Source organism: Flavobacterium sp. CAU 1735 (genome assembly GCF_039888695.1).
Lineage (GTDB): Bacteria > Bacteroidota > Bacteroidia > Flavobacteriales > Flavobacteriaceae > Flavobacterium.
This window is the reverse complement of sequence record NZ_JBDQQQ010000004.1, coordinates 297,608-320,167: the sequence shown is the minus strand read 5'-3', so window position 1 is coordinate 320,167 and position 22,560 is coordinate 297,608. Positions and strand designations below refer to the sequence as shown.

At 35.3% G+C, this 22,560-nt stretch carries 23 protein-coding genes; 10 read left to right on the top strand and 13 right to left on the bottom strand.

Going from position 1 to position 22,560, the window contains the following annotated elements:
• Window positions 1-535: 535 nt before the first annotated feature.
• The 5 genes from AAFN64_RS11900 (at window position 536) to AAFN64_RS11880 (ending at window position 5,256) form a co-directional block, all read left to right on the top strand.
• The gene (locus AAFN64_RS11900) at window positions 536-1,081 is read left to right on the top strand and encodes an AraC family transcriptional regulator (protein ID WP_300492224.1); all 546 of its coding nucleotides are present in this window, start codon (window positions 536-538) and stop codon (window positions 1,079-1,081) included.
• A gap of 135 nt (window positions 1,082-1,216) precedes the next feature.
• The gene (locus tag AAFN64_RS11895; RefSeq protein WP_347760598.1) at window positions 1,217-2,257 is read left to right on the top strand and encodes a pesticidal protein Cry7Aa; all 1,041 of its coding nucleotides are present in this window, start codon (window positions 1,217-1,219) and stop codon (window positions 2,255-2,257) included.
• Window positions 2,247-3,269, top strand: a complete 1,023-nt coding sequence (locus AAFN64_RS11890; protein ID WP_347760597.1) for a glycosyltransferase — start codon at window positions 2,247-2,249, stop codon at window positions 3,267-3,269. The genes AAFN64_RS11895 and AAFN64_RS11890 overlap by 11 nt, the downstream gene beginning before the upstream one ends.
• The gene (locus tag AAFN64_RS11885; RefSeq protein ID WP_347760596.1) at window positions 3,224-4,723 is read left to right on the top strand and encodes a hypothetical protein; all 1,500 of its coding nucleotides are present in this window, start codon (window positions 3,224-3,226) and stop codon (window positions 4,721-4,723) included. Before AAFN64_RS11890 ends, AAFN64_RS11885 begins: the two co-directional genes overlap by 46 nt.
• A complete protein-coding gene (locus AAFN64_RS11880; protein ID WP_347760595.1) occupies window positions 4,720-5,256 on the top strand; it encodes a hypothetical protein in 537 nt (178 codons plus the stop codon). Before AAFN64_RS11885 ends, AAFN64_RS11880 begins: the two co-directional genes overlap by 4 nt.
• Window positions 5,257-5,545: 289 nt before the next feature.
• On the opposite strand, the gene AAFN64_RS11875 is transcribed toward AAFN64_RS11880, so the two are convergent.
• The 12 genes from AAFN64_RS11875 to AAFN64_RS11820 all read right to left on the bottom strand — a co-directional run bounded on the left by AAFN64_RS11875 (window position 5,546) and on the right by AAFN64_RS11820 (window position 12,619).
• The gene (locus tag AAFN64_RS11875) at window positions 5,546-6,412 is read right to left on the bottom strand and encodes a cupin-like domain-containing protein (protein ID WP_347760594.1); all 867 of its coding nucleotides are present in this window, start codon (window positions 6,410-6,412) and stop codon (window positions 5,546-5,548) included.
• Between the two features lie 19 nt (window positions 6,413-6,431).
• Window positions 6,432-6,839, bottom strand: coding sequence for a hypothetical protein (locus AAFN64_RS11870; RefSeq protein WP_300492231.1), 408 nt, complete (start codon window positions 6,837-6,839; stop codon window positions 6,432-6,434).
• Window positions 6,840-7,427: 588 nt separating this feature from the next.
• On the bottom strand, window positions 7,428-7,586 hold the full coding sequence (locus AAFN64_RS11865; protein WP_300492232.1) for a lmo0937 family membrane protein: 159 nt from the start codon (window positions 7,584-7,586) through the stop codon (window positions 7,428-7,430).
• Window positions 7,587-7,663: 77 nt separating this feature from the next.
• Window positions 7,664-7,873, bottom strand: coding sequence for a general stress protein CsbD (locus tag AAFN64_RS11860; RefSeq protein ID WP_347760593.1), 210 nt, complete (start codon window positions 7,871-7,873; stop codon window positions 7,664-7,666).
• Window positions 7,874-7,967: 94 nt separating this feature from the next.
• Entirely contained in the window at window positions 7,968-8,198 is a 231-nt protein-coding gene (locus AAFN64_RS11855) for a hypothetical protein (RefSeq protein ID WP_300492235.1), read from the bottom strand.
• Entirely contained in the window at window positions 8,191-8,529 is a 339-nt protein-coding gene (locus AAFN64_RS11850) for a cupin domain-containing protein (RefSeq protein WP_300492236.1), read from the bottom strand. The genes AAFN64_RS11855 and AAFN64_RS11850 overlap by 8 nt, the downstream gene beginning before the upstream one ends.
• 68 nt (window positions 8,530-8,597) lie before the next feature.
• The gene (locus AAFN64_RS11845) at window positions 8,598-9,083 is read right to left on the bottom strand and encodes a hypothetical protein (protein WP_300492238.1); all 486 of its coding nucleotides are present in this window, start codon (window positions 9,081-9,083) and stop codon (window positions 8,598-8,600) included.
• Between the two features lie 84 nt (window positions 9,084-9,167).
• Window positions 9,168-9,353 (bottom strand): general stress protein CsbD, encoded by a 186-nt coding sequence (locus tag AAFN64_RS11840; RefSeq protein ID WP_300492239.1) that lies wholly within the window; start codon window positions 9,351-9,353, stop codon window positions 9,168-9,170.
• A 154-nt stretch (window positions 9,354-9,507) separates the two neighbouring features.
• Entirely contained in the window at window positions 9,508-10,062 is a 555-nt protein-coding gene (locus AAFN64_RS11835) for a DUF1003 domain-containing protein (RefSeq protein ID WP_347760592.1), read from the bottom strand.
• 138 nt (window positions 10,063-10,200) lie between these two features.
• The gene (locus AAFN64_RS11830) at window positions 10,201-10,761 is read right to left on the bottom strand and encodes an AraC family transcriptional regulator (protein WP_347760607.1); all 561 of its coding nucleotides are present in this window, start codon (window positions 10,759-10,761) and stop codon (window positions 10,201-10,203) included.
• Window positions 10,762-11,566: 805 nt separating this feature from the next.
• A complete protein-coding gene (locus AAFN64_RS11825) occupies window positions 11,567-11,884 on the bottom strand; it encodes a hypothetical protein (RefSeq protein WP_347760591.1) in 318 nt (105 codons plus the stop codon).
• Window positions 11,885-11,926: 42 nt separating this feature from the next.
• On the bottom strand, window positions 11,927-12,619 hold the full coding sequence (locus AAFN64_RS11820; RefSeq protein WP_347760590.1) for a nucleotidyl transferase AbiEii/AbiGii toxin family protein: 693 nt from the start codon (window positions 12,617-12,619) through the stop codon (window positions 11,927-11,929).
• A 665-nt stretch (window positions 12,620-13,284) separates the two neighbouring features.
• On the opposite strand from AAFN64_RS11820, the gene AAFN64_RS11815 reads away from it, so the two are divergent.
• A complete protein-coding gene (locus AAFN64_RS11815) occupies window positions 13,285-13,572 on the top strand; it encodes a helix-turn-helix domain-containing protein (protein WP_347760589.1) in 288 nt (95 codons plus the stop codon).
• 5 nt (window positions 13,573-13,577) lie between these two features.
• Window positions 13,578-13,859: a helix-turn-helix domain-containing protein gene (locus tag AAFN64_RS11810; protein WP_347760588.1), complete on the top strand. Its 282-nt coding sequence runs from the start codon at window positions 13,578-13,580 to the stop codon at window positions 13,857-13,859.
• A gap of 96 nt (window positions 13,860-13,955) precedes the next feature.
• Here the strand turns inward: AAFN64_RS11810 and AAFN64_RS11805 are convergent, their stop codons facing one another.
• Complete coding sequence (locus AAFN64_RS11805; RefSeq protein WP_347760587.1) at window positions 13,956-15,206, bottom strand: site-specific integrase; 1,251 nt, start codon at window positions 15,204-15,206, stop codon at window positions 13,956-13,958.
• A 1,616-nt stretch (window positions 15,207-16,822) separates the two neighbouring features.
• Here AAFN64_RS11805 and AAFN64_RS11800 point away from each other — a divergent pair.
• The 3 genes from AAFN64_RS11800 (at window position 16,823) to AAFN64_RS11790 (ending at window position 22,557) form a co-directional block, all read left to right on the top strand.
• Complete coding sequence (locus tag AAFN64_RS11800) at window positions 16,823-17,635, top strand: universal stress protein (protein WP_347760586.1); 813 nt, start codon at window positions 16,823-16,825, stop codon at window positions 17,633-17,635.
• A gap of 82 nt (window positions 17,636-17,717) precedes the next feature.
• A complete protein-coding gene (locus tag AAFN64_RS11795) occupies window positions 17,718-18,098 on the top strand; it encodes a hypothetical protein (RefSeq protein ID WP_347760585.1) in 381 nt (126 codons plus the stop codon).
• Between the two features lie 79 nt (window positions 18,099-18,177).
• Window positions 18,178-22,557: a CusA/CzcA family heavy metal efflux RND transporter gene (locus AAFN64_RS11790; RefSeq protein WP_347760584.1), complete on the top strand. Its 4,380-nt coding sequence runs from the start codon at window positions 18,178-18,180 to the stop codon at window positions 22,555-22,557.
• Window positions 22,558-22,560: the final 3 nt, after the last annotated feature.

The window sequence follows — 22,560 nt, the reverse complement described above, 5'->3', positions numbered from 1 at the left end:
CTTAGAGATAGAATTATAATTTATTTAACATCTCAACTTCTATCAGCCAGTGTCCATAGTAATGCTTTCAAACTACTTGGTGAAAGAAGAGCGACCGGATAAAACAAATAAATTTTCCTTCCCTTCCAGACATACTACAACAGCGTTTTCATCAGCTCATTTTTTGTTCCGCGAATACCAGGAAGAATCTTTTTGATTAAGTATTGCTGGATGTGTATTTGTATTATTTACAGGCGTTTATATGGTTTTAAACGACAAACATTGCGTTGGAGATGTAGTTGCCGGCGCCGGGATAGGAATATTGTCTACAGAAATTGCCTATTGGCTTTTCTAAAAATTGATACACTATTTAAAGGTAAAAATGAAAAAGTATCTACAATAATTTACCCATATTATGAATATAACCATAATGGTCATTGTGTAAAGTGTGAATTTTACAACTTTATAAAATAATTTAGTAACCAATAGTTAGTTATTAATATTAATTTTAAAATATTGATCAAATTAAACTATTTTGAAACTTTACATCCGATATATGGTAAGTAACCGATGTAAGATTGCGGTTAGAGATGAACTCAAAAAGCTCGGACTGCATATTGTTGCGATCAATTTAGGGGAAGTAGATATTCTAGAAAATATTTCTTTAAAAGACAAACAACAACTTAATAATGGCTTATCTGCTCTAGGTCTAGAATTAATTGATGAAAGGAAAGCTATTTTAATAGAAAGCATAAAAGGTGCTATCGTTGAAATGGTGCATTATTCAGATAAAATAATCAAGATAAATTTTTCGAACTATATAAGCCAAAAACTAAATTATAACTATACTTACCTGGCCAACCTTTTCTCTGAAAGTCTGGGAATCACGATTGAACAGTTTATCATTTCCCACAAAATTGAACGTGCGAAAGAACTAATGTTTTATGGAGAACTGAACATAAGTGAAATTGCTTTAAAATTGCATTATAGCAGTCTGGCGCATTTGTCTACACAATTTAAAAAAGTAACGGGCTTTTCACCTTCACATTTTAAAGAAAAAAAAGAAAACAGACGTTGTCCGATTGAAGAAATCGGCCTGTAAATCTAATAGTATTCTTACATTTCTCAATTTGATAGATATGCAATTGAATATAAAATGTATTTCATAAAAAAGAAAAACATTTTACCTAACCGGAAGAGTCTGATCCTAAAAGCATTAATTATTTAAATGTAGAGTATGATAACTGTAAAAAAAAAGGGGATTATACTCGAGAAAACCAATCTGGATTTTGAAAACGGAGGCGTTTTAAATCCCGCGGTCATTAAAGAAGGAAATAGTGTCCATCTTTTTTACCGGGCTGTGAGTAAAGGTAATTTTTCCAGTATCGGTTATTGTGAATTAGACGGTCCTGTTTTGGTAAAGGAAAGACGCACTACAGCCTTTCTTTCATCAGAGTATAGTTATGAATCACAAGGGTTGGAAGATCCCCGACTTGTAAAAATTGAAGACACTTACTTTTTGACATATACGGCTTATAATGGCGTAAATGCATTAGGGGCACTCGCGCTCTCAAGTGACTTAATTCACTTTAAAAAACAAGGAATCATAGTACCTCAAATTACCTATCAGGAATTTATAAGACTAACAGAGCATGGAGCAGAAAGTAAGACCCGATGCCTGGTTTATAATGAACACAACAGGATTTTTCATAGTGATACAGCAGGTGTTTATTTATGGGATAAAAACCTGATTTTTTTTCCGCGGAAAATTAATGACAAATTATGCTTTTTGCATAGAATAAAGCCCGATATCCAAATTATAGTAGAAGTAAACGATTTAAAGGAATTGACATATGAATTTTGGCAGCATTATTTTTTAAACATTGATGAATCGATTGTTCTTTCTCCAAAATACAAACATGAATCAAGTTATATAGGTGGAGGTTGTCCCCCAATTGAGACCGCATTTGGTTGGTTAATCATATATCATGGTGTTCAGGATTCGGAGCATGGCTATATTTATTCTGCTTGCGCAGCTTTACTGGATTTAAAAAATCCAAGAAATGAAATTGCTCGATTACCCTATGCTTTATTTAAGCCTGATCAGGAATGGGAATTGAAAGGTGAAGTAAATAATGTATGTTTTCCAACCGGGACCAGTTTATTTGACGATACATTATACATCTATTATGGTGCTGCCGACGAACGTATCGCCGTTGCATCAATCAGTATTTCTGAATTATTAAAAGAATTAATGAATATTCATAATGAAAAATAAGATACAACGCGATATTATTCGATTAACCTTAGAACAAAAAAAAGCGGCATCAGAAAACAGAACGTCCGAAATTTTAGTTATATCCAGTTATCCTCCCAGAGAATGTGGAATTGCAACCTATTCTCAGGATTTAATTACAGCACTGAATAATAAATTTCAGAGCTCTTTTTTAATTAAAGTGTGTGCCGTTGAGACATCAAAGTACAAACATTCTTACCCAAAAGAAGTGGCCTATGTCCTTGAAAGTGACAATCAGAAATCGTATATCGATTTAGCGGAAAACATTAATAAAAATGATGCCATACAAATGGTGTTAATTCAACATGAATTTGGATTATTCAGGACAAACGAGACTGATTTTATCACATTGCTGACGATCATTACCAAACCGATTATAATTGTATTCCATACAATATTGCCACAACCGGATGAGCTTTTTAAACGATCGGTTCAAAAACTGATTTCATTTGCTAAAGCAGTTATTGTAATGACTCATTCGTCTAAAAAAATATTAATCGATGATTATTCTGTATCTCCTCACAAAATATCAATTATACCGCACGGAATCCATTTAGTAGCCCATACAGACAAAGATGTTCTAAAACGGAAGTATGGATTATCCGGAAAAAAGGTACTGGCTACTTTCGGATTGTTAAGCTCCGGGAAAAGTATAGAAACGACCCTTGATGCGCTACCGGAGATCATCCAAGAAGTTCCCGATGTTGTATTCTTGATAATAGGCAAAACACATCCTTCTGTGGTTAAGCACGAAGGCGAAGTTTATCGGGCAATGCTTAAAGAAAAAATTAAAAAATCAGGCTTACAACAAAATGTAAAATTCATAAATAAATACCTCCCTCTGGATGAGTTATTAGAATACTTACAACTCACCGATATTTACTTATTTACATCTAAAGATCGCAATCAGGCTGTAAGCGGAACGTTTTCATATGCGATAAGCTGTGGTTGTCCGATTATTTCTACTCCAATTCACATGCTCTGGAAGTATTAGAAAATAATACCGGAATTATTATCGATTTTGAAAATCCAAAACAACTGGCTAAACAGGTGATACACTTATTGAACGATGAGCCTTTGCGAATCAATATCAGTTTAAACGGACTGCATAAAATGGCTCCGAATGCATGGGAAAACTCCGCTATCAGTCATGCGGTTTTAATGGATAAACTGATCCATCATAAACTCTCACTGCACTATAAAATTCCGGACATTAACCTGAATCATCTCAAAAAACTTACGACTGAAATAGGAATCATACAGTTCAGTATCATTAACAAACCGGATAGGACTTCGGGATATACATTAGACGACAATGCAAGAGCATTAATTGCCATGTGTCAACATTTTGAATCAACTAAGGATACAGCCGATATCGAATATCTGGTTTGCTATTTTAACTTTATAAAGTATTGTCTGCAACCGGAAGGTAATTTTTTAAATTATGTAGACGATAATAAGAATTTTACGGCACAAAATAAACTTGTAAACCTGGAGGACGCAAACGGTAGAGCCATTTGGGCATTAGGCTATCTTATTTCTATCGGAGATTTACTACCTGAAACATTTGTTGCGGAAGCTCAGGCAACAATGAAAATAGCCTTGAGAAATAGTACTAAAATTCGTTCGCCTCGTGCCATAGGGTTTATTATAAAAGGCATCTATTACAGTAATTTCAAAATGAAGTCGGATGAAAATATAACAAACGTAAGAAGTTTGGCGAACAGTTTGGTTCAGATGTTTGAAACGGAATCGAATCCCGAATGGCTTTGGTTTGAACGTTATCTGACATATGCCAACAGTGTACTGTCTGAAGCCTTGATTTACGCCTGGCTTTTAACCGAAGATCAGCAGTACAAAAAAACGGCAAAAATAACTTTCAATTTTCTGCTTTCTAAAATATTTAAAAAAACGAAAATAAAAGTAATCTCTAATAATGGCTGGATGCATCATAGGGAAGGGATACTACCTGAAAAAAATGGAGGCGAACAACCCATAGATGTTGCGTATACCATTCTGGCATTGCGTTTATTTTATGAAGTATATAAAGAAAAGGACTATTTAAATAAAATGAGCATTGGTTTCAATTGGTTTTTAGGCAAAAATCATTTGCACCGAATCATCTACAATCCGCTAACCGGAGGTTGTTATGATGGATTAGAGGACAACTATGTAAATCTCAATCAAGGAGCAGAATCAACGGTTAGTTATTTAATGGCCCGATTAGCAATGGAAAAATATTTCCCTGAGCTGACTAAGAAAAATAAAACCACAGGAATTCTCCTTAAAAGAACAAGAAAAACAATGTCCGGAGTAAGATCCTATCCCTTAAGAAAACAAAGTGTAACGTGTTTAAAACATGGGAATTATGAAAACTATAAAAATAATTATAGAAGTATATATGGCTACCTTTATAGTGTATTAATGAATCAAAAAAAGAACTTATGAAAAGTATAGCTATAATGACAGTTGCTTTATTATTTGCATTAAATAGTAAGGCCCAAAATGTAAATGTTCAGGAAACCTCCAAAACGACTGTTACTACAGTGAAAAATTCGGATGGAAACAAAAAATTTACGAAAAATGAAACCGTTAGGGAAGTTCAGAATATTGAGTTGAATGATGTAAAACCCCATACTTTAAATACAGAGATGAAAGAGTCTCCGGTCGTGTCTACTTCTGTAACAAAAATCACAAGTCCGGACGGAAGTTCAAAAACCTTTGAACCGGATAGATCGGCATATTATTTATCAAATGGGAATAAATATAGAATTGCTCCCGATGGTGCGGGTTATGCAATAAAACAAGGAAGTAAAAAATTAGCCTTATTAAGAAAGACATCAACGAACCACTATGTATACATTACCAAGAATAAAACTTCAATAGGATATTTTGATACAAATGGAAATTTGATCATAGAAACATACGATGGTAAATCGGATACGATTCTAACAGAAACGTATTTGGTTACTAAAAATTAACAGCATTTAGTCTTTAAATTCTATTTTGCTATTATTTAGAACTAACCCACGAATATTAAATTAGTATTACAGAATTTTACCCACTTGGTATTTATATGCTTTACTATAGGAATCATAATTTCTGTTTAAGTATTGTGCGCTGGAAAAAGAAACATCGCTTATTAGTAAGGCAATTGTTTTTCTTTTAAAGCTTATATTAAAGTATATAACTATCAGGTTTCATTTATAAAAATAGTAGGCTGATCAATTCAAGCCTTTTTTTATTGCTAAAGAATAGTCTTTCGACATCTTATTTTAATGTGGCATTAGTGCGGCGTATGGATTCTCTATTCTTATAATTTAACCAGGCCTGTCCTTTATACTGTCGCATCCAATTGTCGTAATATTGCATAATGGTCATATTTCGGATTCCTTTAAGCAGGTTTTTGGGTCTGCCGGCTAATGCTTTTAAACGCAATGAAAATCCCGGAGTAGTGTATTTCATGTAATACCACCATCCTTCGGGAATGTATAACATTTCACCGTGTTCAAGATTAGTGATATAGGGCGTTATCATTTCTAAAGCCGGAAATTTTTCAAAATCAGGATTGTCAAAATCAATATTTTCATGACATATCCAGGAATAAGGGAGGCGATATATATATTGTGCTTCATTTGGAGTAACGAGTATGCATTGCTTTTTGCCTTCAAAATGAATATCAAAAATATTAGATAAGTCGATATCGTACTGCATGTATACTTTAGTCCCCTGTCCTCCAAAAAAGATAAACGGAAGAGTTTTTATCAGTTTAATACCCAATTCCGGCCATCTTATATCTGTTTTCAGATCCGGTACATCTTTCATCAGATTATATAAAAAGATTCGTAAGTCTGTTGGTCCTCGCTGTAAGATTTCAATATATTGCGACATCGGAAGAGTTAAATCGGGCTCGTTTAATTTGGGGATACACTCTGCTATTCCACTATTATATAAGGGAACGATTTTATCGCCGGCAATTTCTTTTAAAAATTTAAAACTCCATTTGTGAACCGCTGGCCAATCATCAACTTGATTGGTGATGACCAGAGGTTTTTGAAGGTTGTAATAATTGTCAATAAACGCTTCTTTTGTGAGTTTTTCGACTCTATCGATCTCTATATAGTTAAAAAAAGCCATAGCACTTTTTTTTAGATGTTTAAAAAGAATCTTTTTGAACTAATCTCGAAAAATAACCTTTAACAAAGGCTTCTCTTTGATTCTCCGTCATTTTATCAGTATCCTGAATATCAATTTTTATAGCATCGAAATGGTGATCAGATCTTAAAAAATGGAATAATTCGGTTTTTGCATCTGTTGCTCCAAAAAGAATAACATTTTGATAGTGAATAATTGTTGCTCCCAATTTTTTATAATAGGACAATGTTTTTTGCTGCTCAATGTTATGTACTCTCTTTTCTCTTTTTTTTAGCAAGTGCTGTTTCTCAGGATGTGGAGATGCCGTAGGAAAGCTAATAATCGTTGTATTACCACTGTTGGTATCAAACTTTAATAGATAGGCTTCGGAATGATCCATCCAAATGCCCAGATTTTTTATTGTTTTCATTTCCTTCTTAATTAAAAGTATAGTAAGTAAGCATATAATACTACTAAAATCGGTAACGTTATTTTAGTAGTTGTTTTTCCCTATTGAATAGAGTGATAATCATCATTTTGTTTTCGTATTTATAAAGTGCTGAACAGATAAGAATTGAAGTTAACTTTCTGTGTATATAGTCTTACCGAAAAGAATGTTGTAAAAAATCGCTAAGAACTTTTATTTCCTCAGCGATTTTGTTTTGAATTATTATATTAAAGGACAGTGGTTATTTTGGTAAGTTCTTCTTCAGTCTTACCAGGGTTTATTGGTACGCGATTTAACATCGCTTCTTTTTTTCTTCTTCAAAATGTAAATTAGCATCGATTATGAAAGAGAATTTAGCGTTGAGCTTTCTTTTTTGTTCCCTCAAATTAGAGTTTTTTTTACATTAGTTGTAGTATTAGTATCAGGCATTTTATCAGAATCGCTCATAATGTATCTGTCTTATTTGTAAAGCGTTATTAAACGATAAAGAGTGCCGGAATACGTTTTATATGTTAGACCAACTACATTTATGAGTTACATCATTCACCTATTTAATCGTAAACGAGTCTATCATTTAAAGGCTTTGTCACCCTTAATGAGTCTAATCAATATAACGATTATTGCAATTATCAATAAAATATGGATTATCGGACTGGCACTATAGCCGAAAAAACCAACAGCCCAAAGTATCATTAAAACTATCGCAAGTATATAGAGGAAATTGTTCATGATATTGTTTTTAAATGAATCGAACGTATAAAAAAATCGCTAGGTATTTATTCCCAACGATTTTCCTTTTAAAGATTTTAAAGAGCACTAATTATTTGGGTTAATTCCTCTTTGGATTTGCCTAATTTATTTTGTACTCTGCTTAGCATTTCGTCTTTTTTTCCTTCCTCGAAATGTAAATCAGCATCTGTTAATGATGGGAATTTAGCTTTAAGCTTTCCTTTTTGTACATACCAATTTGACTTTGTCGCATTTGGTGTCACAGGAGTTTTAACGGAATCTTTCATTGTGAATTAGTTTTATTTGTAATGTTGTTATTACACTGTAAAGGTACTTCTGTCTGATACAGAAAGTATTACACAATTTATATGATCCTTTATATCATTCACACATTTGATGTAACAGACGATCTTTTTCAGCAATAGACAATTGCTGTTTAATCGATTCTAAATATTGTTCGAAATCGATTATGGCCATCTGATCCTCACCATAGGATAAAAACAATGGTGTTTCTCCTAAATGCTCATAGAGCTCCGGAAATTCCTTTTGGATGATTACCGTTATGGTAAAGATCTCACGCATAAGTTTCCGGGTGGTTTCAATATTATTCATAGCCGCTTTTTATTACCGTCAGAATCATTTTAAACCGTTCATTAGCTTTGATTAAATTGGGCTTATGAGCCGGAATAATTATCGATTGCCCCGTTTCCAGTAAAAACGAAGTGCCGTCAATTATAATTTCTGCTTTCCCCTCGATAATCTGAGCGAATGTGTCAAATGGAGATGTTTTCTCTGTGAGTCCCTCTCCACTGTCAAATGAAACCACACTGATATTTCCGGTTGATTTTTTTAGAATTGTTTTGATCACCACAGCATTCGGTACATATTCTATAATTTCTACCGTTATATAGACTTTTGCTTTTTCGATATCAGGAACGTTCATGATTTTGATGTTATTAGTTATTCTTACCTGCAAACAGCTAAAAGGCAAATAAATTTTAGTATTTTACATTACTTTTTACTGTTTACAGTCAGGTTTGTAAATGCCAAACCTATTTCATTCAGATCATGGTTGAACTCATTTTTAAAAGTATTCCAGTCCGATTGCTCATCGTTATACGTGTTTATTCGCATTCTTAGTTCCAGATTTCGTTGCTCCAGATTATCAATTTTTCTGGCATAACGGGTATCGTATTTTTTTCCGGGTTTTCTCATTTCTGCTTTTAATTCGGTAATACGTGTCTGGTTGGCATCAATTTTTGCTTCCGATTCGTTTTTAAACACGATCCATTCCTGCTGATGTTCTACTCGTAACGCTTCATCACGGATTCGTTGTTGTTCCGCATTATTTCGGTCTCGTGTAGCCTTCAAGTCTAGTTTTGACTGTTCTATTTTTCGTTGCGATGCTTCTTCTTTTTTAGAATAAGATTGACATGCTACGAGTAAGCTCCCTGCCAACATCATCATGATTGCCAGAGAAAAAATTGCTTTCTTCATTTAATATAAGTTTAGGGATTAAAAATCGGTAACTGTTATAAATACCGGGATTGGCTCAATCCTTACTGTTAGCAGTATTTAGCGTTATAATCTTGAAATAATTTTGTATAGTTCTTCTTTTGTTTTACCGAGTTTGATTTGAAGTCTTTTATACATTTCTTCTTCTTTTCCGGGTTCAAACAGTAAGTCGTTGTCAGTTAGTACGGCGAATTTTTCTTTTAGCCTACTTTTTTGTTGTTTCCAGCTCACATTTACTTCTGAAGGGCACATTGTTATGGTTTTTAATTGTGAAAAAGATTTCACTATACAAAGGTTAGTCAAATTGCCATAGAACACATTACACAATTAAATAGCAGTATTATATGATTCACATATTTACGGCCCTCAACTGTATTTTGTATTCTTAGGAAGAAAATAAGGACTCTTATTTTAGGGCAGAAAGCTTGTCAAGCTTAAACTTTATATCCTTAAGAATCTTAAACTGCTTTTCCTGAGTTTCAAAAAGTGTTTTGATTTGTTCTTCAAGTAGTAAATCCATTTTTTGATGCAAACTTCTGATTTGCATTTCGGTTTTAAGATTGATCAGATAATCATTTTCATTTCGCTTTCTGTCTTTTTCTTCCTGACGATTCTGACTCATCATGATAATAGGAGCCTGTAAAGCTGCAATACAAGAAAGTATAAGATTCATTAAGATAAAGGGATAGGGATCAAACTTGTATAAACCAATGGCAAAAATGTTAAAAACGATCCATATGAAGAGTAATATTCCAAATAAAAGAATAAACTTCCAGCTTCCTCCAAATTGAGCCAATCGATCTGATAATTTTTGTTGATTGGTTAACATTTCTATCGGAGGATGCAAAAGATTTTGAATAATAAGTTCTTCTGCTTTTATTGTGTCCTCAACAATTTTGTGTAGCTTATTGAGATGCTCTTTTTCATCTGATAATAATTTATCAATTTCTTTACTTTCCATAATATATCAGATTATGTAATAGCAAAATGGATAGATAATGATTTAAGGTACCATCTCAATTCAATTTGGAATTATAATCAAAATTCGGATATTTTCAAAAACCGAGCATTATATAATCCATAAAATAAATTATATAATTCACATGTTTTCAAGTCCTTTTCGGTTTTTTTTCTTTAAATTTTTAAAGAAAGAAGGAGTCAGCCCGGTAATTTTTTTAAACTGATTGGATAAGTGAGCCACACTACTATAGTTTAATTTGTATGATATTTCCGTAAGAGAAAGCTCATCATAGAGCAATAGCTCTTTTACCTTTTCTATTTTATGAAGAATAATGTAATGCTCAATTGTAGTTCCTGTCGCTTCCGAAAAAAGATTCGCCAGATAAGTGTAATCGTAACTTAGCTTTTCGCTAATGTAATCGGAGTTTTTTATTTTAGGAAATTCATCTTCATAATGAACCATCTCAATAATAACATTTTTTATTTTTTCAATTAAAATTGCTTTCTTATCATCCATTAACTCCAGGCCTGATAAAAATAAAGCCTCTTTTAATCGATTATGTTGTTCGTCTGATAAAATTTCTTTGACTTCAACTTCTCCTAAATCTATAGCGCCATAATTAATCCCAAGTTTATTTAACTCGTCTTTTACCACCATCTTACAGCGTATACTGACCATATATTTTATATAAATCTTCATCATAATTAATCAAAGAAAATGTATACGCTATCTAAGAAATATTCTGTAGTAAGAATAATCTATTTAATTGTTGTTAGCGATGATTAACTCTCTCAAATTTAGTGATTTAATGCATAGCTGCTTAAGAAATTAAGGAATAGTTAAGGGGTTTCTATGATTACGACGACTGAATTATGTTGGGATTAGAGAAATTGAGTAAGCAGTATTCTGAAAATACTTACATAGCTTATTTGCAAGTATCTATTTTGGACTTGTATTACGCTACTATTAATTCATACTCATTTGTAGATTGTATGCATCATTTTGATTTATATTATATATAACAAGTGCTTGAATAAGCAAGCTTTAAGGGTAAAGTCAAAAACAATAGAAAGGATATTTTAAATTATTGAATAGTAATAATTTATTATTATCTTTGAACTGGGTTGTTTAGGTCAAAAATGTGACAACAACTGCCTAATGATGACAGTAATTTTGTTACCAAATCGATATCATTTTATTTGAAATTCCTGAAGAGCTTGTAAACAGGGCGATACGTGAAGTAGGAGGATACCCTCTTTCTATTGGTATTAGAACTACAAATAGCTTACCAGCCATCCCCATCATATATTTTTCAAAAGAAAAACAGAAAAAAGAAAGTGATTTAAACACATTGGGAGAAGCGGACAAACAAAAGGAAACGCAATAAGTCCCCTTGGGGTGGTTTGTGAGCGTGCGAGCAAACCATTATGGCGTAGTCTTTTGGATTGTTATACGCTTTTCCAATGTACATTTACGGTCTTTTTAATGGTTTAATTTTGAGTATTTATAACCAGTCGTAAGGTTTACCTAGCCTGTTTAGATAGCAGTACATTTCTTCTTTTTTTAATTCCGGAAAAAACTCTATGGCACTATCGATTCCATAGTTTGGTAAAAAATAGATTTCATCGCGAAGTGCTTTTATTACTCTTTCATAACCGTAAAAGCGCACTAATTCATCAGCTTCTTGTTGTGATCCTCGTTCTATAATCCTGCCAATTACCATTTTGTAAGCTTCATCCCAATCCATTTCATCAAAATGATATTCCCAAAAGAATTTTGGATCAAGATTAGGGACATCTTTATTTATGTTTTTGATTTTCATACTTATAAAGTTAAGCAAACTTTTACTATTATCTTATTTATCTTATCTACGAAATCCTTTTGTATTCTTTTTTTTAGGAATTTCTATCGTATTGGTTAGTCTGGTTTCTGTAAAATTTTTAGTGGGCTCAAATACCGCTTCTCTAAAACGTTCCTTCATACTGTTCCAGTTTCTTTCATTACCATTTAATATCTTAACCATCTGTGAAGATGCTATATTTTGGTGATACAGCATAGCGTTCCCTGCAAGTTTTGCATTCCCCTCGTATTTCTGTTCATAGGCATCTAAATACGTTTTTAAGGGATGATGATCCAGTAAAAAGTACATATCTATAAAATCTTTTATTCTACTACCGCTTTGAACAATTGCATGAAGTTTCATTGCTCCAATATCTTCGTTTGAAACCATCCTAATTCCCATTATATCCTCAATGGGTTTTAATAGCGGATATTTATGAGTAATAATATCAACTTTAACTTTTTCAACATAAGCATTTATTGAGTTTTTAGTGCATCTTTTCAAAATAGCATTATAGTTGTTCTGTAAATGGATTGCTAAATTTTCTACATTAAAATCCTTATTTGTAAATAAGTCTATATCAATTGATTCTCGATGTCCTATTTTTAAGGATAGTGCTGTTCCTCCAACTAAAACAAATTCTTTTAGCAATTCATCTTTCATTAGCTTTTGTAGCTGTACCCATAACTCCTCACTTACCGTTTCTCTATATATCATAATCTTATGGTTTAAATATTCTACGATGTTTTGTAATTGATTAATTACTATTGAATAGATAAAACTAATTAATTAGTTTACAGTATGTTGTTTATAAATACGGTGAGTTATGGTGCATTATATAGTAAACCACAACAAATAAAATAATAGCCGGAAAACTATTCGGGGATGAGTATATAGGATTGAAATCAAAAACAATAAAAGCAAAGCAAAATTAGCAGACGCGTGCAACTACGCGCGCATAATGGTGCAGCCAAAAACTGCACCACCCTTTGGGACTTATAGCGCTCCGTTGCCCTTACATCTGCTTTTGAAAAGGCTTTCTTTTTTTCGTTTTTCTTTTGAAAATGATATGAAAGTGATTCCCTTAGTCGGACAAATGATACTTATCAAGGACACAGGACTGTTAAAGTTTCAGAACAGCTATTTATTTTGGATATTGCCTTTGAAAGAAATCAATGATAGTTTATAGGGCAGAACCTGGTGATAACAGGTTCGCATCCTGCTCATATTTTGCTTAGGATGCGTACGCTTTAAATATTTAATTTTATTGTGCTGTAGAATCTTTTAAAATGAAGTGAAGAATAAATGTTAAAGAGTTGGTGGTGGTTCATGCTATTTTTGGTATACCATTACTTATGATGTAGGATTAAAATGAGGGAGATATGGAATTAACAGTTTTGGACATTAAGATTGTGGATGCATTATGTAGGGAAATAAGAGAAGTTTCCGGATTGGTGAGAGAGATTACGGCACCGCACAGGGCATTACAGCAGACAAGTAAGTGGTTGGATCAGCAGGAAGTTTGTCAGTTGCTGGGTGTCAGCAAAAGAACCCTTCAAACCTATAGGGCAAAAGGAATACTCCGTGCAACACAAATCAACCGAAAGAATTTCTTTAAATCGGTTGACGTGGAAAGGTTAATGCAAACCCAGTTACCTTTAAAAAAGTAATGGATATGAAGTCAATCGGAGATTCAAATCAGGATATGCTTGCTTTACTGGAAGTAGTGGTAGGCATTAAAAACGAACTACTTCATATCAGGGAACATTTTCAGCCGCTATTAAGGGGGGAAATTTATCTTAGTGGGGAACAGGTTTGCGCTATGTTACATATCAGCAAACGGACGTTGCAACAGTACAGGGATGATGGCCTTATACCTTATATCAAGTTTGAAAGGAAAATTCTTTTTAGGGAATCCGATATTATTAAAGTACTCGAAGAAAATTATAAACGGTAGCTTGGTAAAAGTGTTTGGTTCTTTCAGGTGAGTAAAAAAAACAGCCCATTGCAAAAACAATGGGCTGATATATTTAATGTGATCGTAACAACCTGTTTACAGGCTCGTCACAAAAGAACTTTCCATCGTTTTAAATTTATTCGCGACCTTCTGCATATCTTTTCCAACTTTTTCATTGAGTATCTTAGCATAAATCTGTGTTGTAGCGATGTTTTTGTGTCCCATCATCTTGCTTAGACTTTCAAGCGGAACGCCTTCGCTTAAAAATAGAGTTCCAAAAGTGTGGCGAGCCAAATGGAAAGTAACCTTTTTTTCGTTAAGACAGGGTATTGCCTGAGATAATCGAAATAGAAAATTATTACATACCCTATTACATGGTACAGGAAATAGTTTTCCGTTTCTCGCTAATCCGGTATATTTTTCAATGATCATTTTTGGCATATCCAGTAACATGACGTTTGAAGACGTGGTTGTTTTCTTTCGTCGGATAATAATCCACTGGTTGCCATCAAAAAATTGTTGAATATGGCTGTGTTCTAAACGCTTTATATCTGAATAGGAAAGCCCAGTAAAACAACTAAACACAAACAAATCTTTAATCAATTTATCAATCCGCCTTTTACATTCATAGCTTATAATTTTTTCTAGTTCACTGCGCAGTAAATAGCCTCGGTCTTTATCCTCTTTGGTGTTTTTGTACTCGGAAAAAGGGTTAAAGCTAAGATACTTTCTACTTATAGCTAAACGGCATACAGTGGTAAAACCGATCATATATACCCAAATACTGTTATGTTGTATGCCTTTATCATCGCGTAAGTAGTAATCAAATTCCTGTACCAAATTGCAGGTAAGATCGTTAAAAGACAGGTCGGAATATCCATATTTTTTGATTGCAAAAGAGCGAAGGTGCCCAAATAGTATTTTATATTTACTCAATGTACCATACTGCCTGATCCCGTTATCTACCTTTTTTTGAAAATCAGTAATATACTGATCAAAAAACTTAAAAAATGTCAGTTCGCCGCTACTTAGCCCAAGATAGGTGTCTTTGAGTTTTGTGCTGTGCACTGTACCCTCATTCTTTAATAGTTTGGTATAGCACTGTTCTAGGCCCAAACGTATCTTGTCCAGTTTTGTATTAAGGGTTTGTGCTTCTTTACTTTTTCCTAAAACCCTACCATATTTCAAATCCCAATTGGATGCAGAAACGTCAAGTTTGGCACTGAATGCCGATTGCTTTCCATTTACTGTGATGCGGCACATAATCGGCACATTTCCGTTCTTCTTTAGTGCATTTTTTTTAAGATAAAACAATACCTTAAACGTTGATCTTTTTGTCGTTTCCATAACTCGCTACGCTTAATGTTAAAATTAAATTTTCGTGAGCTGGAAAACAAGATGAATAATAGTGCAGAATACTGAAAAACAACTGTTTATAGTAGTTTTGTCAAATATAAAATAGGTAACGATTTAGTAACCTAACTTTCGTTTTTCTTTGCTTTTTACTGCTTTCTAATTCATTGCCTACAAATAAGAAAACGGCTGTAAAGCCCTTATTTACAACCGTCTTTAACTATCTTGCTTTTTGAAGCATTTTTAGTAAACTTTTTATTTTAGAAATAGAACGTTTGGTTTGAAAATGTACTATGCGGATATCATTTACCAGGTCATTGGTTAAACAACAGGCGGTTTCTTTTGAATTAAATACACGGTCTTCCATCATAAAGGATATTTTAAATTAAACATGATTTTACTCTAATTGATATCATCTTAGATTTTCTTTTCTGTGTTTTATCAGAAATAAGCATGTCTAAGAGACCAAATAGTATTCAGTTTTTTCGGGTAATATCATAGATGACAATACTGTAAAAATAGGAACGATAAAAAATTATAGTATCATTCAGATTATGACAGCATTATTACTTAATAGATAAAATGAGGTAGATAGGAGCGGACGGATGGATTTTATATGTAATGCATACATTTAATTTTTTTAGTTAATACTAATTTTTCAATCGGTTTGGGAGAATATATAAAGAGAGGAGAAAATGGGTGGTCTTCCTTAACTAGAGGGTAATTGTTCAAAAAGTTTTATGAGACTAATTTTTAGCCCATAAAAATAATTGGGAAGACACTGTTTATTGTGGGAGGATAGTATATTCAGAAATGACAAAACAAGTCATAACGATTTTTACTTAAACAAAAATAGTTAAAAATGTTTTAAAAAAGTAGTTTTTTTGAAAAAAATGTTTGAAAAGTTGCTAAAATGATCTTTTAACCGATTAAATAAGGATAAGTGTTGTTTTGAACTTTATTGCTGTAGCTATACTGTAATAGTGATAAAAGAGCTGTTTATAGCATTAAAATAACAAAAGCTTGTTTTAGTACAAAACATCTATTTTCCTGTAGAAAAGAGTCATTCTTTTTGAGAAAAAATAGAAGTGTTTTTACTTTGTTTAATGAATTTAAGATTTGAAATTATAGAAACAGCGAATGCATTTCAAGACTTCAGATAAATAATTCAAAATTTATAAACCGGTATATATACAGTTTTGATTTTTATACTGGGTAGTTGTACATAAAGAAGTCGGTTTTATTTCTTAGGGAATCTAAAATATAATTAAGATAAACAATATAAAATTATAATAGTTAAATAGTTAATCTGTATGAAAAAAGTTTTGAGTTAGTTAAGTTTTCCATACCATGGAATTTATTTTTTTTCATATTTAATCCAAAAAAATGGATAAAATCATTTTTTTTGCCGGTGTGGTTAGCCGGCTTTTTTATTGATAAAAGAAAAAGTAATATTACTTTTTTGCGGGTTTGGAAATGAAAAGAATTTAACAGGATTTTATAACTTCAAAAGGGATTCATTCGGCTTAGAATCCTTAAATTTAAGAAATTCTAAAAACAGTCGGGATTGCCCAAATTCAGGCTGAATAACTCAAAATCTGCCTATAACTATGAAGACAATTATCATCGCAACTGATTTTTCAGCCGAAGCCATTAATGCTGCAAAATATATTGCAAAAGCGGTTACCGGAAAAGCCTATCGACTTGTACTTTATAATCTGTATAACACTTCTATTCATGCACAAAATGCCCGCTTGTCAGCTATGGAAATCGATAAGATGTTTCAGGCACAAAAAAGTAAGGTGAACGAAAAAGCAATTGCTTTGAACGAAATGTATCGTGTTGAAGTGGTTACACATGTAGTAGCCGGTAATTTTTACGAAGAATTGGTGAAAAGTATACAACAATTTGATGCCGAATTGGTTGTAATGGGAATGGCCGAAAGATCGGTGGAACAGGATTTGTTAGGCAATACGACCACCGCGGCGATCAGTATGCTAAAATTCCCTGTACTGAGTATTCCCTTAGGAGCCGAATATAACGGTATCAAACATATTCTCTTTGCCTGCGATGTCGTGAGAGGTGTACACAAAACGGTACTCGATAGAGTACGGGAAGTAGCGGCCGATTATCATGCTACTGTTGAAGTATTTCATATTCGGGAAAAGTCGGAAGAAATAACGCATCAACAAGACGAAATGCATCCGATGGAAGCAACATTATCCGGAGTGAATCACACCTATAAAAACGTACAGTCGTCTGAAATAATTAAAGCCATTCGGGATGAAATTGTAGCGTCTGAAACCGATTTGTTAATTATGGTTCCGTATAAATATGGTTTTTGGGATTCGATGTTACACAAAAGTAAAACCCGAGCGATGGCATCCGGAAGTAAGGTTCCATTATTATCGCTTCCGCTATAACACAATTTAAACTCTTTTTAAACTATAGGTTAAATTTATGAATTGGCTTGTTTTCCGAAACAGGACTCTCTAATTTTGTCATGTGAAAAAACTGGCCGTATACATACTCGTATTTCTGATTAGCCTGAACAATTGCTTTTTTGTACAATTGTTCAAACTGCCGGTTTTGTTTCAACACTTTGAAGAACACCAAAACGATGATGGGAACCTCGGCTTTGTCGATTTTCTGGCCATGCATTATTGGGGTGACGATATTAACGATTCGGACGACGATCGCGATATGCAGTTGCCTTTTAAAAAAGTGGATCACCATGTGCCGAATTTGGTATTTATTCCGAATCGTATTACCTATACTACGACTATCAATCGTATACCGGACACTTCCTGGTTAAAAATTACCTATAATAGCCACTTACACCCTAATCCGCATTTGGGTGCTTTGTTTCGTCCTCCAATCGTATAACTTCTTTATCGGATTTTAAAAAAATACCAAAGACACAATCGTGTCTGTTGGCGCATTTACTATAAATTCAAATGAAGTTATGCTAACAAAAATCATTCAATTTTCAGTTAAAAATAAACTGGCAATTGGGATATTCATGTTACTATGGGTAGTCTATGGTATCTATGAAGTGACTCGCTTGCCTATTGATGCCGTACCGGACATCACGAACAATCAGGTACAAATTATTACAACGGCACCAGCCTTGGGAGCCGAAGATGTGGAACGCTTAATTACCTTTCCGATTGAACAGGCCATTAGTAACATCCCAAACCTAAAAGAAAGCCGGAGTATTTCCCGCTTTGGTTTGTCGGTGGTTACAGTCGTTTTCGATGAAAAAGCCGATGTTTACTGGGCGCGTCAACAAGTAACCGAACGCCTGCAACAAGTGGCTATCGACGAAAATGCCAACCGACCGGAAATGGCACCGGTAACCACCGGACTGGGAGAAATTTACCAATATGTCCTCAAACCCCAAAAAGGTTTTGAAAGTAAGTATTCGCTGGCCGATTTACGGACCATACAGGACTGGACTGTAAGAAGACAGTTACTTGGAACACCCGGTATTGCCGACGTCGCAACCTTTGGCGGAAAGCTAAAACAATATGAAGTAGCCGTTAATCCCGCCCGACTCAAAGCACACAATCTAACCATTAGCGATGTTTTTACCGCATTAAACCGGAGCAATCAGGATACCGGTGGGGCCTATATCGAAAAAGGACCTACCGTTTCCTATATCCGTAGTGTGGGACTGGCACGGGATATAAAGGATATCGAAAACATTGTGATCAAATCTACTCAGGCCGGAACGCCGGTACTGGTTAAAAACATTGCGGAAGTAAAATTAGCATCCGCCATCCGTTATGGAGCGTTAACCACAGATGATCGCGGGGAAGCCGTAGGCGGAATCGTGATGATGCTAAAAGGAGAAAATGCCAGTAATGTAATCGAAAATGTTAAAAATAAAGTTACCGAAATCGAAAAAATCCTCCCGGAAGGTCTTACGATAGAACCGTTCCTGGATCGTACCAAAATGGTGGATAACGCTATTGGAACCGTAGAAAAGAACCTTATCGAAGGCGCGCTGATTGTCGTTTTGGTACTGGTTCTCTTTTTAGGAAACCTGAGAGCCGGGTTTATTGTCGCTTCGGTAATACCATTGTCCATGCTTTTTGCAATCAGTATGATGAATGCTTTCGGAGTAAGCGGCAATCTGATGAGTCTCGGTGCATTGGATTTCGGACTGATTGTCGACGGAGCGGTGATCATCGTAGAAGCCATATTGCATCATTTGCATTCGGAAAAAAAATACCAACTACAAACCGATATTTCACAACAGGAAATGGATCGGGAAGTAACCGGATCGGCTTCCCGCATGATGAATGCCGCTGTTTTTGGTCAGATTATTATCCTGATCGTTTACCTGCCAATCCTGTCGCTACAGGGAATTGAAGGGAAAATGTTTAAGCCGATGGCGCAAACGGTGGCTTTTGCAATCCTCGGTGCTTTTATCTTGTCACTAACGTATGTACCCATGGTTAGCGCACTGTTTATCAGTAAAAAAGTAAACCACAAACCCAATCTTTCCGACAGGGTAATGGCTCGTTTGGAAACCGGTTATGAAAAACTGCTTTCCAGAGGCTTAAGGTTCCGAAAAGGAATTGTGGCGGTTGCCATCGTGTTGTTTTCGCTGGCAGTATTGTTATTTACCCGAATGGGAGGGGAATTTATCCCACAACTGGAAGAAGGTGATTTTGCAGTCGAAACCCGATTGCTACTCGGTACCAATTTAACCACAACTACCGAAACCATACAGAAAATATCCGTGGCATTAAAGGAACAGTATCCCGAAGTAAACCGGGTCGTATCGCGAATTGGTAGTGCTGAAATACCAACCGATCCGATGCCGATTGAAGGGGGAGACATGATCATTGTACTTAAAGATAAATCGGAGTGGACGAGTGCTTCCTCATTTTCTGAATTGGCCGAAAAAATGGCGGCTACGGTTCAGGAAGTCGCACCAGGGGTCACAACAGGTTTCCAGTTTCCGGTGCAAATGCGTTTTAATGAATTGATGACTGGTGCGAAACAGGATGTGGTTTGTAAAATCTATGGAGAAGATTTGGATAAACTGGCGCAATATGCTGAACAATTGGGAGCAATTAGCCGTAGTGTAAAAGGTACAGCCGATTTATATGTGGAAAAAGTAACCGGTATGCCGCAAATTGTAATCGATTATAACTGGGCCGAAATGGCCAAATATGGCCTATATGTTCAGGATATTAACCGTACGGTGAATGCCGCATTTGCCGGAGCCGTGGCCGGAAATATTTATGAAGGGGAAAAGCGTTTTGATCTGGTCGTACGTGTCGATGCCGCCGGACGAAAAGATATTAACGACGTTCGGAATCTTCTGGTAGCTACGGCTTCCGGAGCGCAGATTCCGTTATATCAGGTAGCGTCGGTTCAGGAAGTGGAAGGACCAAATCAGATTCAGCGGGAAGATACCAAACGCCGGATTATTGTAGGCTTTAATGTACGTGGTCGCGATGTACAGAGTATTGTAAACGAACTGCAACAGAAGGTAAGCGCTCAAATTAAATTTGATCCCGGGTATTATGTGACCTATGGCGGTGCTTTCGAAAACCTGCAACAGGCAAAAAGCCGATTGGGTGTGGCGGTTCCGGTGGCATTACTGTTAATCTTCGGACTATTGTATTTTGCTTTTAGATCGTTTAAGGAAGGAATCATCATTTTTACAGCGATACCGTTATCGGCTATTGGAGGTGTGTTCGCACTGACCTTACGGGATATGCCGTTTAGTATTTCGGCCGGAGTTGGATTTATCGCGCTTTTCGGTGTTGCGGTTCTGAATGGAATTGTACTGATATCGGAATTCAACCGAATCCGAAAACTAGGTGAAATCACCGATCCGTTACAACTGATCATTACCGGTACCAAAAACAGATTGCGCCCGGTATTGATGACGGCGGCTGTAGCTTCTTTAGGATTCCTGCCAATGGCACTGAGTAATGGTGCCGGTGCCGAAGTGCAACGTCCGCTGGCTACCGTGGTTATCGGTGGATTGTTAACCGCTACGTTGCTAACCTTATTTGTATTGCCAGCCATTTATTTAATGACATATGACACGAAATTATTTCAAAAGAAAATGAAAAAGAATAAAAACAGCAACCTGCTGCTACTCCTGTTCGGATTTTTAATTTCCGGAGGATTATGGGCGCAGGAAACGGTTCCGGTTTCACTGGACGGATCGATTGCCATTGCGATCAAAAACAACAAACGAATCCGAGCGGCGCGACATAACGAACAATCGAAAGAATGGTTGCGTCAGTCGGCTTATGATATCCCGAAAACCAATGTAGATGCCGATTATGGACAGTTTAACAGTCAGTTTAAAGATAACCGTTTTGGGATAAGCCAGACGTTTAATTTTCCAACGGTCTATTCCCGACAAAAGAAAGCACTCACGGAAGGGTTTCGGGTAGCTCAGGCACAAACACAACTTACGGAACAGGAGCTAAAAGCACAGGTACGCCAATGGTATTATGAGCTGATCTGGTTACAGCATAAAAAAGCGTTATTGCATTATGCCGACAGTATTTACCGTTTGATGGAAGAGAAGTCGAAGCTGCGGTTTAAAGTCGGCGAAACGAATATATTGGAGAAAAGTGCCTCGCAGTCGGCACGACAGTTTTACACGAATCAATTCAATATGATCACTCAGGATATTGCGATAGCACAACGATCGTTTAATACGGTTTTACAAGATAGCATTAGCTATGTTCCGGAAAATTCGCCCATTAAAATGGATGAAAAAGGTACGCTTGAAAAACCAGCTGCCGAAAATCTTCCGGCGGTAAAATTATCACAGCACGAAGCCGAAAGTGCCCGTTGGCGTTGGAAAACCGAACGTGCCAGAATGCTACCGGATATTACGGTGGGCTATAACAATCTTAGTATTACCGGTTTTCAGACCAATGCGTCGGGACAGGAAGTTTATTACGATAGCAACCAACGATTTAGTTATATAAATGCCGGGATAAGTCTGCCGTTGTTTTTTGGAAGTCAGTCGGCGCGTAGTAAAGCTGCTAAAGCCGAGTGGGACTATTATAAAACACAGGCGGAAGCCATCAAAACGGAGCTTTCGGCACAACAACTAAACGCTGCAAAAGAACTGGAAAAATTCCGGGAAAGTTTACAGTATTATGAATCACAGGGACTGGAAAATGCCAAAACAATCATCGATGCGGCAAACAGCCAGTTAAATAATGGGGATATCGATTACCTGCAATGGGTAATGGTAGTCAATCAGGCCATCACCATCAAAAACGAATACCTCGATACGGTCAATAATTACAATAAGGCTGTGATTCGGGTACAATCTTTAAACAACTTCTAAATC

Coding starts and splice junctions, on each gene's coding strand:
- AAFN64_RS11900 (WP_300492224.1), top strand. CDS start 536: ATGGTAAGTAACCGATGTAAGATTGCGGTTAGAGATGAACTCAAAAAG.
- AAFN64_RS11895 (WP_347760598.1), top strand. CDS start 1,217: ATGATAACTGTAAAAAAAAAGGGGATTATACTCGAGAAAACCAATCTG.
- AAFN64_RS11890 (WP_347760597.1), top strand. CDS start 2,247: ATGAAAAATAAGATACAACGCGATATTATTCGATTAACCTTAGAACAA.
- AAFN64_RS11880 (WP_347760595.1), top strand. CDS start 4,720: ATGAAAAGTATAGCTATAATGACAGTTGCTTTATTATTTGCATTAAAT.
- AAFN64_RS11875 (WP_347760594.1), bottom strand. CDS start 6,412: ATGGCTTTTTTTAACTATATAGAGATCGATAGAGTCGAAAAACTCACA.
- AAFN64_RS11870 (WP_300492231.1), bottom strand. CDS start 6,839: ATGAAAACAATAAAAAATCTGGGCATTTGGATGGATCATTCCGAAGCC.
- AAFN64_RS11865 (WP_300492232.1), bottom strand. CDS start 7,586: ATGAACAATTTCCTCTATATACTTGCGATAGTTTTAATGATACTTTGG.
- AAFN64_RS11860 (WP_347760593.1), bottom strand. CDS start 7,873: ATGAAAGATTCCGTTAAAACTCCTGTGACACCAAATGCGACAAAGTCA.
- AAFN64_RS11855 (WP_300492235.1), bottom strand. CDS start 8,198: ATGAATAATATTGAAACCACCCGGAAACTTATGCGTGAGATCTTTACC.
- AAFN64_RS11850 (WP_300492236.1), bottom strand. CDS start 8,529: ATGAACGTTCCTGATATCGAAAAAGCAAAAGTCTATATAACGGTAGAA.
- AAFN64_RS11845 (WP_300492238.1), bottom strand. CDS start 9,083: ATGAAGAAAGCAATTTTTTCTCTGGCAATCATGATGATGTTGGCAGGG.
- AAFN64_RS11840 (WP_300492239.1), bottom strand. CDS start 9,353: ATGTGCCCTTCAGAAGTAAATGTGAGCTGGAAACAACAAAAAAGTAGG.
- AAFN64_RS11835 (WP_347760592.1), bottom strand. CDS start 10,062: ATGGAAAGTAAAGAAATTGATAAATTATTATCAGATGAAAAAGAGCAT.
- AAFN64_RS11830 (WP_347760607.1), bottom strand. CDS start 10,761: ATGAAGATTTATATAAAATATATGGTCAGTATACGCTGTAAGATGGTG.
- AAFN64_RS11825 (WP_347760591.1), bottom strand. CDS start 11,884: ATGAAAATCAAAAACATAAATAAAGATGTCCCTAATCTTGATCCAAAA.
- AAFN64_RS11820 (WP_347760590.1), bottom strand. CDS start 12,619: ATGATATATAGAGAAACGGTAAGTGAGGAGTTATGGGTACAGCTACAA.
- AAFN64_RS11815 (WP_347760589.1), top strand. CDS start 13,285: ATGGAATTAACAGTTTTGGACATTAAGATTGTGGATGCATTATGTAGG.
- AAFN64_RS11810 (WP_347760588.1), top strand. CDS start 13,578: ATGAAGTCAATCGGAGATTCAAATCAGGATATGCTTGCTTTACTGGAA.
- AAFN64_RS11805 (WP_347760587.1), bottom strand. CDS start 15,206: ATGGAAACGACAAAAAGATCAACGTTTAAGGTATTGTTTTATCTTAAA.
- AAFN64_RS11800 (WP_347760586.1), top strand. CDS start 16,823: ATGAAGACAATTATCATCGCAACTGATTTTTCAGCCGAAGCCATTAAT.
- AAFN64_RS11790 (WP_347760584.1), top strand. CDS start 18,178: ATGCTAACAAAAATCATTCAATTTTCAGTTAAAAATAAACTGGCAATT.